The organism is Streptomyces sp. NPDC104313 (assembly GCF_055583985.1).
In genome coordinates this window covers 126066-139139 of sequence record NZ_JBVJMW010000018.1, presented here as the reverse complement: position 1 = coordinate 139139, position 13074 = coordinate 126066, and the positions used below count along the sequence as shown (strand labels likewise).

At 71.2% G+C, this 13074-nt stretch carries 13 protein-coding genes; 6 read left to right on the top strand and 7 right to left on the bottom strand.

The annotated features are described in order from the left end of the window. Positions 1 to 543 precede the first annotated feature (543 nt). From rplM to glmM, 3 genes are all read left to right on the top strand, one after another. Complete coding sequence (rplM, locus tag ACZ60Q_RS31620) at positions 544 to 987, top strand: 50S ribosomal protein L13 (RefSeq protein WP_469640990.1); 444 nt, start codon at positions 544 to 546, stop codon at positions 985 to 987. A gap of 43 nt (positions 988 to 1030) precedes the next feature. Beyond that, positions 1031 to 1558: a 30S ribosomal protein S9 gene (gene rpsI / locus ACZ60Q_RS31615; RefSeq protein ID WP_363067032.1), complete on the top strand. Its 528-nt coding sequence runs from the start codon at positions 1031 to 1033 to the stop codon at positions 1556 to 1558. A gap of 282 nt (positions 1559 to 1840) precedes the next feature. Next, the gene (glmM, locus tag ACZ60Q_RS31610; protein WP_469640989.1) at positions 1841 to 3199 is read left to right on the top strand and encodes a phosphoglucosamine mutase; all 1359 of its coding nucleotides are present in this window, start codon (positions 1841 to 1843) and stop codon (positions 3197 to 3199) included. Between the two features lie 162 nt (positions 3200 to 3361). Here glmM and ACZ60Q_RS31605 read toward each other — a convergent pair whose 3' ends face one another. From ACZ60Q_RS31605 to ACZ60Q_RS31575, 7 genes are all read right to left on the bottom strand, one after another. Beyond that, positions 3362 to 4465, bottom strand: coding sequence for a PP2C family protein-serine/threonine phosphatase (locus tag ACZ60Q_RS31605; RefSeq protein WP_469640988.1), 1104 nt, complete (start codon positions 4463 to 4465; stop codon positions 3362 to 3364). A gap of 60 nt (positions 4466 to 4525) precedes the next feature. Next, complete coding sequence (locus ACZ60Q_RS31600) at positions 4526 to 5491, bottom strand: DUF389 domain-containing protein (RefSeq protein ID WP_469640987.1); 966 nt, start codon at positions 5489 to 5491, stop codon at positions 4526 to 4528. A gap of 105 nt (positions 5492 to 5596) precedes the next feature. Beyond that, positions 5597 to 6592: a type I pantothenate kinase gene (gene coaA, locus ACZ60Q_RS31595; protein ID WP_469640986.1), complete on the bottom strand. Its 996-nt coding sequence runs from the start codon at positions 6590 to 6592 to the stop codon at positions 5597 to 5599. Between the two features lie 175 nt (positions 6593 to 6767). Next, positions 6768 to 7772, bottom strand: a complete 1005-nt coding sequence (locus ACZ60Q_RS31590; protein WP_469640985.1) for a CU044_5270 family protein — start codon at positions 7770 to 7772, stop codon at positions 6768 to 6770. After that, positions 7760 to 8410 carry an RNA polymerase sigma factor gene (locus tag ACZ60Q_RS31585; RefSeq protein ID WP_469640984.1) on the bottom strand — a complete coding sequence of 217 codons (651 nt, stop codon included), beginning with the start codon at positions 8408 to 8410 and terminating at the stop codon, positions 7760 to 7762. Before ACZ60Q_RS31585 ends, ACZ60Q_RS31590 begins: the two co-directional genes overlap by 13 nt. A 173-nt stretch (positions 8411 to 8583) precedes the next feature. Then, positions 8584 to 8988 (bottom strand): VOC family protein, encoded by a 405-nt coding sequence (locus ACZ60Q_RS31580; protein WP_469640983.1) that lies wholly within the window; start codon positions 8986 to 8988, stop codon positions 8584 to 8586. 3 nt (positions 8989 to 8991) lie between these two features. Further along, positions 8992 to 9183: a DUF397 domain-containing protein gene (locus tag ACZ60Q_RS31575; RefSeq protein ID WP_469640982.1), complete on the bottom strand. Its 192-nt coding sequence runs from the start codon at positions 9181 to 9183 to the stop codon at positions 8992 to 8994. Positions 9184 to 9745: 562 nt separating this feature from the next. On the opposite strand from ACZ60Q_RS31575, the gene ACZ60Q_RS31570 reads away from it, so the two are divergent. From ACZ60Q_RS31570 to ACZ60Q_RS31560, 3 genes are all read left to right on the top strand, one after another. Next, positions 9746 to 11125, top strand: a complete 1380-nt coding sequence (locus ACZ60Q_RS31570; RefSeq protein ID WP_469640981.1) for an FAD-dependent oxidoreductase — start codon at positions 9746 to 9748, stop codon at positions 11123 to 11125. A gap of 391 nt (positions 11126 to 11516) precedes the next feature. Continuing rightward, on the top strand, positions 11517 to 12515 hold the full coding sequence (locus ACZ60Q_RS31565) for a hypothetical protein (RefSeq protein ID WP_469640980.1): 999 nt from the start codon (positions 11517 to 11519) through the stop codon (positions 12513 to 12515). Positions 12516 to 12692: 177 nt separating this feature from the next. Next, a complete protein-coding gene (locus ACZ60Q_RS31560; protein WP_469640979.1) occupies positions 12693 to 13043 on the top strand; it encodes a YciI family protein in 351 nt (116 codons plus the stop codon). The last annotated feature ends 31 nt before the right edge of the window (positions 13044 to 13074 follow it).

Below are 13074 nucleotides of genomic sequence, written 5' to 3'. Positions count from 1 at the left end.
GTTGGGGGGGGGGGGGGGGGGGGGGGGGGGGGGGGGGGGGGGGGGGGGGGGGGGGGGTGCCGTGCGGCGCCGTCGCGGGGGCGCTGCCCCCGGGCCCCCGCGCCTCAAGCGCCGGCGGGGCTGGGAAGGGTCGCCTCAAGCGCCGGCGGGGCTGGGCGGGTGCGGTGGGGCTGGGAAGGTGCGGCGGGGGTGGGAAAGGTGGCCTCAAGCGCCGGCGGGGCTGGGCGGGTGCGGCGGGGCTGGGAAGGTGCGGCGAGGGTGGGTAGGTCGTCTCGGGCGTTGGTGGGGCCGGCTGGGTGGGTGCGTTCGGGGTGGTTCAGCAGGGGCGTTTTGACCCGTGCGGGGGCTCCCCGGTAGGCTTCGGGTTTGTTATACGTATTGGCTTCGTCGTTCTCACGCGAAGGGCCTTACGTAGGTTCCCTGGAGCAGTTACCAGTGACTCGCATACGGGCAGTGTCCCGGCATTGCGAGCCCCAGCTGCATGATCGCTTCAGAGGTGCCGTGTGTCTGGATCCCATCCACTGAAGAAGCGAAGGCTGCGAAGTGCGTACGTACAGCCCCAAGCCCGGCGATGTCACGCGCCAGTGGCACATCATTGACGCTCAGGACATCGTCCTGGGCCGTCTGGCCACCACGGCTGCGAACCTCCTCCGAGGCAAGCACAAGGCGATCTACGCCCCCCACATGGACATGGGCGATTTCGTCATCATCATCAACGCCGGCAAGGTTCACCTGTCCGGCAACAAGAAGACCCAGAAGATGGCGTACCGCCACTCGGGCTTCCCGGGCGGTCTCCGTTCGGTGCGCTACGACGAGCTGCTCTCGAAGAACCCCGAGAAGGCCGTCGAGAAGGCCATCAAGGGCATGATCCCCAAGAACACCCTGGGCCGTCAGATGATCTCGAAGCTCAAGGTCTACGCGGGCGACCAGCACCCGCACGCTGCTCAGCAGCCGGTCCCGTTCGAGATCACCCAGGTCGCGCAGTAGCTCCGGCCACCCCTAAGACATACAGAAAGATCTGAGGAGAATCGTGGCCGAGACCACTGTTGAGACCCCCATCGAGGGCACCGAGGGCGAGGAGACCTTCGCCGAGGTGACCACCTTCGAGTCCGAGGTCCCCGTCGAGGGTGAGTACACCTCCGAGTCGCTCGCCGGCCGCTTCGGCGACCCGCAGCCCGCGGCCGGCCTTGGCCGTCGCAAGAACGCCATCGCCCGCGTCCGGATCATCCCGGGCACCGGCAAGTGGAAGATCAACGGTCGCACCCTTGAGGACTACTTCCCCAACAAGGTGCACCAGCAGGAAGTCAACGAGCCCTTCAAGGTTCTCGAGCTCGACGGTCGCTACGACGTCGTGGCCCGTATCTCGGGTGGCGGTGTCTCCGGTCAGGCCGGTGCCCTGCGCCTCGGTGTGGCCCGCTCGCTGAACGAGGCGGACGTGGACAACAACCGCGCCACGCTGAAGAAGGCCGGCTTCCTCTCCCGCGACGACCGTGCGGTCGAGCGCAAGAAGGCCGGTCTCAAGAAGGCCCGTAAGGCCCCGCAGTACAGCAAGCGCTAAATATCGCCTGCTCGACTGTCACGTTCGCCCCGGCGGCACACTCTGTGCCGCTGGGGCGTTCGTTTATCAGCCCCCGCGGGCGTATAACGGCATAAGACGTTCATCGGCCCGGACGGGATCCTGGTCCGGTGAGCGCCGTCGCGTATCCGGCAGGCTGGCCGCGCCATGCCGTCCGACGTGCCTTTCTGCGGTTGTGCGTTTTTTCTTTGCTTTCGTTGTTTGGTTGCTCAGTTCGATTGCTGTGCAGTGGTTTGTGGTTTCGGAGCACTTCGGAGGACACCAGTGGGACGACTCTTCGGTACGGACGGAGTACGCGGTGTCGCCAACGCCGATCTGACGGCCGAGCTCGCGCTCGGTCTCTCGGTCGCGGCGGCGCACGTACTCGCCGAGGCAGGCACCTTCGCGGGCCATCGCCCGACCGCCGTGGTCGGGCGTGATCCGCGGGCTTCCGGAGAGTTCCTGGAGGCCGCCGTCGTGGCGGGCCTGGCCAGCGCCGGGGTGGACGTGCTGCGCGTCGGCGTCCTGCCGACGCCCGCCGTGGCGTATCTGACCGGATCGCTCGGCGCGGACATCGGCGTGATGCTCTCCGCCAGTCACAACGCGATGCCCGACAACGGCGTCAAGTTCTTCGCGCGCGGCGGCCACAAGCTGGCCGACGAGCTGGAGGACCGGATCGAGACGGTCTACGAGCAGCACCGAACCGGTGAGCCGTGGACCCGCCCGACCGGCGCCGGCGTCGGCCGGGTCACCGACTACACGGAGGGCTTCGACCGGTACGTCGCCCACCTCATCGGCGTCCTGCCCAACCGGCTCGACGGCCTCAAGGTCGTTCTGGACGAGGCGCACGGCGCCGCCGCCCGGGTCTCGCCCGAGGCGTTCGCGCGGGCCGGGGCCGAGGTCGTCACCATCGGGGCGGACCCGGACGGCCTGAACATCAACGACGGCTGCGGCTCCACCCACCTGGGGCTGCTGCGCGCCGCCGTCGTCGAGCACGGGGCCGACCTCGGCATCGCGCACGACGGCGACGCCGACCGCTGCCTCGCCGTGGACGCGGCGGGCGAGGAGATCGACGGCGACCAGATCCTCGCCGTGCTGGCCCTCGCGATGCGGGACGCCGGTCAGCTGCGCAAGGACACCGTCGTCGGCACCGTGATGTCAAACCTCGGCTTCAAGCTGGCCATGGAGCGCGAGAACATCCGGCTCGTCCAGACGGCGGTCGGCGACCGGTACGTCCTGGAGTCGATGAAGGCCGAGGGCTTCGCGCTCGGCGGCGAGCAGTCCGGGCACGTCATCGTCCTGGACCACGCCACGACCGGCGACGGCACGCTGACCGGCCTGATGCTGGCGGCCCGCGTCGCCGCCACGGGCCGGGGCCTCGCCGAGCTGGCGGGGGTCATGCAGCGCCTGCCGCAGGTCCTCATCAACGTCCCCGACGTCGACAAGACCCGGGTGACCACCTCGTCCGAGCTGGCCACCGCGGTCGTCGAGGCGGAGCGCGAGCTGGGCGAGACCGGGCGCGTACTGCTGCGCCAGTCGGGCACGGAGCCGCTGGTGCGGGTCATGGTCGAGGCCGCCGACATCGAGCAGGCGCGGGCCGTCGCGGGCCGGCTCGCCGATGTGGTGAAGTCCGCGCTGGGCTGAGCCCCGGCGATCCACCCGCTTGCGGGAAGCCCCCGGCGACCACGGGAATCCACGTGGTCGCCGGGGGCTTTCCGCATGAGGTGCATGAGGTGCATGAGGTGCATGAGGTGCATGAGGTGCATGAGGTGCACGAGGTGCCTGCGGTGCCGGGTGGTCGCGTGGTCACGTCCGGGGGCGGGCGGGGCGTGTGACGACGACCATGGCGGCATCGTCGTTGAGGTGTCCGCCGACGTGGCGCAGCAGGTCGCGCCGGATGCGTTCGAGGAAGGCGTCGGGGTCGTTCTCGCTCCAGCCGGTGATGCGGTCGGTGAGCGGGTAGAAGGTGCCGTCGGTGTCGCGGGCCTCGGTGACGCCGTCCGTGTACAGCAGCAGGAGGTCTCCCGGCTCGAACGGGAAGTCGTCGACGGGGTAGCGAGGATGCGTCAGTTCGCCCAGGCCCAGCGGGGGCGCGGGGCGACGGACGTCCACTGTCGTCGGGCGGCCGTCGCGCAGGACGACCGGTGGCGGGTGCCCGCAGGAGATCATCCGGACCGGGCCGTCCCGGTCGGGGATGTCCAGGACGGTGGCGGTGATGAACGTCTCTCCGAAGCGGCTCGTCTCGCCCGGTTCCATCAGGTCCCAGCACACGCTCCGGTCGAGGTAGGTCACCAGCTCGGCCAGGTCCGCCTGGCGGTGGGCGGCGACGCGGAACGCCCCGAGCAGCAGGGCGGCGTCGTTGACCGCGGTCATTCCCTTGCCCTGGACATCGCCGACGATCAGCCGGGTCCCTGAGGTGGTGCGTGCCGCCGCGTACAGGTCCCCGCCGATCCGGGCCTCGGCCTCCGCGGCGAGGTAGAGGGCGGAGGCGCGCAGGGGGCCGAGCTTCCTGGGCAGCGGTGGCAGGACCACGTGCTGGGCGACCTCGGACACGTACCGGACCTGCGTCAGTTCCTTCTCGCGGCGCTCCCGCAGGACGCAGAAGATCACCAGGCTCGTGCCGACCAGGATCAGGGCGATGATCTGTGCCTCGTGGTTGGCCGAGAGCAGGTCATGAGGATCGCGGAGCACTCCGATGGCCGTCTGCGCGATGACGGCCAGCGCCGCGACCAGAGCCACTGCCCTGGGACCGCCGAGCGACGGGGTGAGTGCCGGGGCCGCGACGAGCAGCGGGCCGAGGTGGATATCGGGCGGCGCGAGGACGTCGATCACCAACACCGCGACGATCCACGCGATCGGGATGGCGACCAGCCCCCACCGGGGGCGGGGTCCTGCGCGGCGCTGGGACATGCCTCCTCTCTACACCGCCCCCGCACGGTTCGCACCAGCAGGAAGAGGCGGCCCGGTGGGTCATGCCCGTACGGCAGCTCCTGGCGTGCTCGCCGGGGGCTTCCGTGCGCGCCGGATCTTCCACAGGCCCTTCTGGAGCAGCAGCGTCAGCGTGCCCGCGAGGATGATCCCGCCGAGGTTGGCGAGCAGTTGCTGCCCGGAGCCGACCGTCTGCTGGTAGTCGGAGTAGCTGAACGCGACGGCAGCGTTGGCGGCGGCCGGGACGGTCGTCACCGAGATCGCCACCCCGATCAGCGCCCCGGACTTGGCGGAGGTGAGCGAGAGCGTCCCGGCGATGCCCGCGAGGAACGCCACGACGAACGACATCCAGTCCGGGTGCCAGATGAACCCGGTGTTGGGCCGGGGCTTGTCGATCATCCCGCTGTTGAAGAGGCCGAAGGCGTCCATCAGCCAGGCGAAGCCCGCGGTGATCAGCATCGCCAGGGCGAAGCCGCCGATCAGGGCCCACAGCGACCGCGCCACCAGGCGCGGGGCGCGTTGCACCAGGGCCGTGGAGATCCCGGCCAGCGGGCCGAACTCCGGGCCGACCGCCATCGCGCCCACGATCAGCACCGCGTTGTCGAGCATCACCCCGCAGGCGGCGAGCATGGTGGCGAGGGCGAGGAAGGAGACGTAGGTGACGGAGAACGTCGACTCCTCGTGCGTCGCCTCCGTCAGCTCCTCCCACAGCACCGCGTCGGCGCCCTCGCCCGGAGCCTCCTCCTCCGCCCGGTCGGCGTGGTCGGAGAGGGTCAGCTCCATGTTCTCCATGGTGATCGACCCGGACCTGTCGATGCCGAGGCGGCGCAGCGCACCGATCAGCTCGTCGCCGGCCTCGCGCGCCACGTCGCACATCACCACGTCACCGGCGGGGGAGCGGGCGGCGCCCGGCAGGATGACCAGGTGGGCGGTGCCGACGGTGGACTCCAGCAGGGCGACGACCTGGTCCGTGGTGTCGGCGGGCACGATCAGACGCAGGTGCAGCACGCGGGCAGCAGCCCTTCCGGGTCGGTTGGAGTCGTTGGAGTGGTTGGGGTGGCTGGGGCGCGTGGGAGTGGTTGGAGGTAGTCGGGGTGGTCGGACCGGTCAGGGTCAGAGCTTGCGCAGGGACAGCTTCTGGACCTTGTGGTCCGGCCCCTTGCGGAGCACCAGGGTGGCACGGCCGCGCGTCGGAGCGACGTTCTCCAGCAGATTCGGCTTGTTGATGGTCCGCCACATGGTGCGCGCGTAGTCCAGCGCCTCCTCCTCGGAGACCTGGGTGTACTTGCGGAAGTACGAGGAGGGGTCCTGGAACGCCGTGGCGCGCAGCGTGCGGAAGCGGTTCAGGTACCAGGTCTCGATGTCCTCGGCGCGTGCGTCCACGTACACGCTGAAGTCGAAGTAGTCGGCGAGCCCGACCCTCGTCCGGCCGTCGCTGCCGGGCAGCGCGGGCTGGAGGACGTTGAGGCCCTCGACGATGAGGATGTCGGGGCGGCGCACGGTGAGCCGTTCACCGGGGACGATGTCGTAGATGAGGTGCGAGTAGACGGGCGCGGTCACCTCGTCCTTCCCCGCCTTGATGTCGGCGACGAAGCGGGTCAGGGCGCGCCGGTCGTAGGACTCCGGGAACCCCTTGCGGGACGTCAGCCCGCGCGCCCGCAGCTCCTTCATCGGCAGCAGGAACCCATCTGTGGTCACCAGTTCGACGCGCGGGTGCTCGGGCCAGCGGGCCAGCAGCGCCTGGAGGATACGGGCGCTGGTCGACTTGCCGACGGCGACACTGCCCGCGACCCCTATGACGAACGGGGTGCCGCGCTGCGCCCCGTGCCCGTTCCCGGCGTCCCCGAGGAAGGTGTTCAGCGCGCCGCGCAGCCCGGAGGTGGCCTGGACGTACAGGTTGAGCAGCCGGGAGAGCGGCAGATAGACGTCCCGTACCTCGTCCAGGTCGATGACGTCCCCGAGTCCCCGCAGCCGCTCCACCTCGTCGGCGGTCAGCGGCAGCGGGGTCTTGTCCCGCAGTGCGCTCCACTCGTCGCGCGAGAGGTCGACGTAGGGGGTCGGCGCGTGCTCGGTGCGACGGTGGGGGCTCCGTGCGGGTGAGGTGATCACCTGTTCATTGTTGCGGGAGTTTCAACGGAGTGGGGGGTGGGGTCGGTCACGTGGGTGCCTGGGTGCCTGGGTGCCTGGGTGCCTGGGGGCTGGCCCCTGGACGGCCGCGGGCCCGGTGTCCGCTCCCCTGTGCCGGACACCGGGCCCTCGCCCGAGTTCTGTGCGAGCCGTACGGTCAGGGCTTCTGGCCCTTGGCGTCGACGACGGCGGCCTTGGTCCTCGCGCCGTCGATCAGGAGGTCGCCGCGCTTGTAGACCATGGTGGGATCGGGCCCGCCGGGTGTGGCGACGTCGTGTGTCCTGGTGACCAGCTCGCGCTGTCCCGCGTAGCCGTAGCCGACCGGGTCGATGAGGATCTCGCGCCGGATATCCTGCCCGTCGTACTGGCGGGTCACGGCGATGACCTGGCGGCCGGAGGCGTCCCGGATCAGGTGGTCGGTCACCTTGACGCCGTCGACCGTGGCCATCGCCCGGTAGATGCGGGCCAGCGCGTCGGGCGGGAGGGGGTACGACTTCAGCAGGACGGACAGGGCGCGGAAACTGTGCTCGTCCTTGGCTTCGGGGGGGCCGTCCGTACCGCTGCCCGTGGGAAAGACCTTCCGCAGTTCCGCGAGGAGCGCCTCGGGGGCCTCCGGCAGCCCCGCGGCGATCCGGTAGGACTCGCGGGCGGTGCGGTAGTCGGTGTCGGACTCGTCTTCCTCCGCGGCCTTGTCGTCGTACGGGATCCAGGAGGGCGCGGGATCCGGCACTTCCATGGTGCCCTTCACCTCGGGTTCCGACCCGTCCTTCCTGGTCGGCTGGGCCGGCACTCCGCCGACCTCCCAGAAGTAGATCCACTGGTCGGGGCGTGGCTCCGGCGGCACCTCCTGCCGGTCCAGGTAGTCGGCGGCGCGGCCCAGGGCGGCGGCCGGACTGGACAGGTCGAGGTCGCCCGCCACGGTCGCCGGAGCCGACGGCCTGGGCGCGGGGGTGTCCACGATCTGGGTGATGAACAACGCCGACGCGGCGATCGCCACCACCGCGCCGAGCGAGGCGACCCGCCAGTCGGCCCGCAGCCCGCGGGTACGGCGGTTCCTGCCCGCGATGGCGTCGGTCAGGCGTTCGCGGCCGGGGGCGAGGGCGGCGCGGCCGGGTAGGGGGGCGTCGGCGCGCAGCTCGCGCAGCTGGGTCATTTCGTCCATGACGGGTTCAACTCCTGTCCGGCCATGGCGGGCGATGTGTCGAGCGCCGAGGTGAACGCGGGATCGGTGCTCAGGGCCTCGCGGACCTTGCGGCGGGCCCGGTTCAGCCGGGATCTGACCGTGCCCAGCGGTATCCGCAGCGCCTCGGCCACCTCCTGGTAGCCGAGGTCCGCCCAGGCGACGAGCAGCAGGACGTGCCGGTCGCCGGGGGAGAGCGAGGCCAGCGCCCCCGCCAGGGGGGCCTGGACGGCCAGCCGGTCGTCCGAGCGGTCGCTCCAGGACGCGGCGACCGGGTCGTGGCCCGTCCGGGCCAGCGCCTTCAGCGCGCGGACCTCGGTACGGCGGTGCTTGCCGATCAGGTTGGCGGCGATGCCGTACAGCCAGGGCCGGGCCAGCCGGTGGGCGGTGTCGTAGCGGTCCCGGGTACGGAACGCGATGAGGAACGTCTCCGCCGTGATGTCGTCCGCCGCGCCCTCCCCGAGGCGGCGGGCGGCGTAGCGGTGGATGTCCGGGGCGTGCCGGTCGTACAGCCCGGCGAACAGTTCGGGCTCGTCGAGGGATTGCGTGATGACGTCCGCGTCGTCTCTCGCCCGGCCCTCGTGTTCGGTGCCGGGGCGGGCCGGAGGTGGTCCGGTCACTGCGCCTCCTGGGGTGGGTCGGTCGGTGTGGCTGTCACCCCTGTTGTCCGCAGCGGCCGGAAAGGTTCACGGGCGGCGAGGCGTCCCGCGAGACGCCTCACCGCCCGTCCGTTCCGTGCGTGGGCCCGCCTGCCCTACGCGCCTGCCCTACGCGTCCGTCCTACGCGTCCGTCCTACGCGTCCGCGTCCTGCGGGTACCAGCGCAGCTCGACCGTGTTGCCGTCCGGGTCGAGTACGTAGATCGAGGTGGCCGCGCCCCGGGCCCCGAAGCGGGGCACCGGGCCCTCCCGCACCGTGAACACCCCGGAGGCGATGACCTCCTGCCAGTCGAGAGGATCGACGACGAGGCAGATGTGGTCCACGTTCGACTCGCCGCGCGGACGGTCGAGCAGGTCGATGATCGTGGTCGGGCTGACCCGGACCGAGGGGAACGGCACCTTCCCCGCCCGCCACTCCTCGACCCGGACGGGCTCCAGACCGAGCGGCCCGCAGTAGAACGCGATGGCCCGCTCGACGTCCCCGACGTTGAGGACGAGGTGGTCGAAGGCCTTGACCCGTACGGCCGGTGGTACGGACATGGCTCAGGCCTCCGTTGCGGACGTGGCGAAGTCCGGCCGGGCGGCCGTGCCGAACCCGGGCCGGGGACTTTGGCCGGAAAGCTGCTGGGAGTCGCGTACGTGGAGGGGGGCGGGAGAGGCCGCGACCTCGACGCGATCAGGACCGTCGTCGGTGCTGTCGCTGCCTCTGAACCAGGTCGGCTCGGTGCTGTTCATGTCTCTCCCCGCAGTTCTTGTCCTTGAGCTCAAGGGGCCGGTGCGAACCGCCGGGACCCGTGTGCTCCTCCGTCTCCATCGGCATGACCGTGATGTCGGTATGCCGCAACCAGCGCGGCTCAAGCAGGCGTTCGAGCCGGCGGCACCGGACCATTCTGCCTCCGGTCCGCCTCCGGTTCGCCTCCGAAGGGTCGACTCCTCCTGGACGGAGGTCAGCAGTGGCTTCTCCGCCACGTGCTCCGGAGGGAAAGAAACCACGTCCGGCATGGGTTCCGGATCGATCGGCCTCGTGTGTGTCCGCCCGGCCACCGGCCGTGCGCTTGGCGTGCTTGCGACGGTGAGGGTTGGCTCCTTTACGCCGTTTCCCTTTGACTACGCTCTGACAAGATCTGGGCATGGCTGACAGCATGTTAGACCTTGTGAACCCGGGTGGTGCCCTGCCCCGGGCCGGGTACGTGATCCTGACCGAGAGAACCCCGTGACCAGGCCGGCGGTACCGCGACCGGGTCCCGGGGACAGTGAACCCAGCTCCGCGGCGCCACCACCGGCCTGGGACAGGGTCGTGGTCCTGGGCGGCGGTTACGCGGGCCTGCTGGCCGCCCGCGTCCTGGCCGGGCATTTCCGCCACGTCACCGTCATCGAACGCGACCCGCCCCCGGCGCCCGGCGAGCCCGCGACCCGCCCCGGCGTCCCGCAGGCCCACCATCCCCACGCCCTGCTGGCCCGCGGCGCCGAACACCTGGAGGGGTTCTTCCCCGGGCTCCGCGAAGAACTCGTCGCCCGCGGATGCCCGGTCGAGGACTTCGGCACAGCCACCCGCATGCTGTTCCCCACCGGATGGGCATCACGCGATCCGGTCGGCTTCGACGTCCAGCTGGTGGCACGCACCGCATTGGAAGCGGTGCTGCGCGAAAGGGTCACCGCCCTGCCGTCGGTCGCCTTCCGCTACGGCCTGCGCGCAGAAACGATTCTTCTGGACCAAGGGTCGGGCGGCGTGGGTGTGACGGTCCGTCCGCGCGCCGGTGAGGAGCAGGAGGAAGTGATCCGAGCGGACCTGGTCGTCGACGCCACCGGCCGCGCAACCCGCCTGCCCCGCTGGCTCGCAGACGCCGGCTACCCCCTCCCCGACACGCTCGTGGTCGACGGAAAGATCACCTACGCCTCGCGTGTCTACACCTTCCGACAAGACCCGGGCCAGGACTGGTCCGCCTCCTACCAGCCCACCCTCGCCCCCCACGCACCGCGAGGGGGCGTCGCGGCCCGCGTCGGCCCCGACCAGTGGCAGCTCGGCCTGATCGGTGCGGCCGGCCACACCCCACCCACCGACGAGGACGGCTTTCGCGCGTACGCGGCAGCCCTCGACAACCCCGACTTCGCCCACATCATCGACAACGGCACACCCCAGGGCCCCGTCAAGCAGACCCGCTCCACCGTCAACCGTTGGCACCGCTACGACCGCATGTCCCGCTGGCCCGGACGGCTGATAGCCCTCGGCGACAGCATCTGCGCACTCAACCCCGTCTACGCACAGGGAATGACCGTCGCCGCCCGGCAGGCCAAACTCCTCGACACCCTTCTCACCCGCCACGCGGACACGATGCGCGCCAAGGGCACGCCCAGCACACTGGACCGGCTGGGTCCGGCGTTCCAGCGACAGGCCGCCGCCCTCGCCCGTGGCCCGTGGCTCCTCAACACCTCCGCCGACCGCGCCTGGCAGTCCACCACCGCACCCCTGGGCACGCGCATCGCCACCCGCTACCTCGCAGCCCTCACCGCGCGCCTGCCCCACCACCCCGCCCTTTTCATACGCTTCGCCCGCAACTTGAACATGCTCGACGGCCCCACCACCCTGGCCACACCCCGGGCATTCGCCCAGCTCGCCTCCCTCCCGTCCCTCCCGCGTCACCAAGCCGTCTGCACCTGTCCGGCAGGAATCCGCTAGACCACACGCCCACCGCGACGATCAGTGAGCCGACGCTCCACCGGATCGTGACTGCCGCGACCCGGTGGAGCGCGATGCGGTGGACCAGGACGCGGCCGACCGCGTCGTGGTCGGCCGCGACGTAAAAGCTTTTAAGCACGTGTCCTTGAGTACGGGGGAAATACCCAACCCAACCCTGACCGGGCCTGTGGCTACCCCTGGGTGCGCAGGCGCGTCAGCGCGCCCAGGGCGTCGTCACTCACATGGGTGAAGTGTGCCAACCGGGGTGGATTTATGGCCTGTTGGCGGGCATATGCTCGCGCTGACCACCACCCAGACATGAGACGGCCCCCGGCCGGGACTGGCATCCCGACCGAAGGCCTGACCACCGAGGAAGCAAAGGACCTTCCCGATGGATACCCAGCAGGTTAGCGCGCCCTCGCGCGCCCCGTCCTCCGGCGTTGTACATATCAACATCCGGCTCACCGACGGCTACTCGATCATCTCCAACCGGCTCTCCCAGCACCGGGGCATGTCCCTGCTGGCCATCGGCCTCGGCACCCACATCCAGTCGCTGCCCGCCGGGAGGCGCGTCGGCGTCAAGGTTCTCGCCGCGATCTTCCCGGAAAGTGAGGCCCGCATCGCCGCCGCGCTGCGGGAGTTGGAGCACCACGGATTCCTGCGCCGCATGCGTGAACGCGTCCAGGGCGGGCGGGTGGCCACGCGTACGGAGTCGTACAACCACCCGGAGGCGGCGGCCCGGCGGACCGGGGCCGGGGCCGGGGTCTGTGCCGCGCCTGTCCCCGCTCCCGATCCGGAGCCGCCTGTACGGGAGGCGGCGCCCGCTCCCGTACCCGTGCCGGGGCCCGCACCGGCTTCCGTACCCGTGCCGGGGCCCGCGCCCGCTGCCCTACCCGCACCTGCGCGCGTACACGTACCGGCGTCCGAGCCCGCCGTGGTGCGGGACCCCGGCCCCGTGCCCCGGCTCGTGCCGCCGCCCACCGCGCCCAAGCCGCCGCCCCCGCCGTTGCCCTTCCCCCGCAGGCCCGGCGCCGCGTTGTTCGCCGAGGCCGCCCGCCTGCTCGCCGGGCTCCAGGTCACCGCGCCCCGGTTCGTCCTCACCGGGGCGGACGTGGAGGTGCTCACCCCCGGGGTCGCCGCCTGGCTGGAGCGGGGCATGCGGCCGGACGTCGTGCGGGCCGCGCTCACCGATGATCCGCCCGTACCCCTCCGGCACCCGGCGAAGCTGGTGCGTCACCGGCTCATCGCACTGCTTCCGCCGCCCCTGCCCGACCCCGTGCCCGTCGTCCCCCTCCAGAACTGCGACGACTGCGACCGGGCCTTCCGTTCGTCCGTGCCGGGGCGCTGCGGGGAATGCCGCGAGGCCCGGGCGTATGCCGCCGAGCCGTGAGAAGGAACCATGAAAAGGAACCGCGACAGGGGCCGCGAAAGGAGTCGTGCAAGGCCCCGTGAAAGGAGTGGTGAAAAAGATTCGGGCGGCGTGTCGATCGGGCCCGGTCCCGTTCGTCGTCATGGTGTAGGGCGACCCGCACGGCGGGCGCGACGCACAGGCGAGAAGGAGCCGACCATGAAGTACATGCTGCTGATCCACAGCGGGGCCGTCGACGAGCAGGGCGGCGCGCCCCAGTGCACCGTCGAGGACTGGATGGCCTACGACAAGGACGTACACGACGCGGGGATCCACGTCTCCGGGGAGTCGCTGGCCGATCTGGTGACCGCGACCACCGTGCGGGTCTCGCCGACGGGTGAGCGGACCGTGACGGACGGGCCGTTCGCCGAGACACGGGAGCTGCTGGGCGGGTTCCTCGTGATCGACGTGCCCGACCTCGACGCCGCCCTCGACTGGGCCGCACGCTGTCCCGGCTCGCGGGACGGCGGCTCGGTCGTCGTCCGGCCGGTCGCGGACTTCGGGGCCTGAGAGCCGTGCCGGGCGAGGGTGTGCCCCCGGG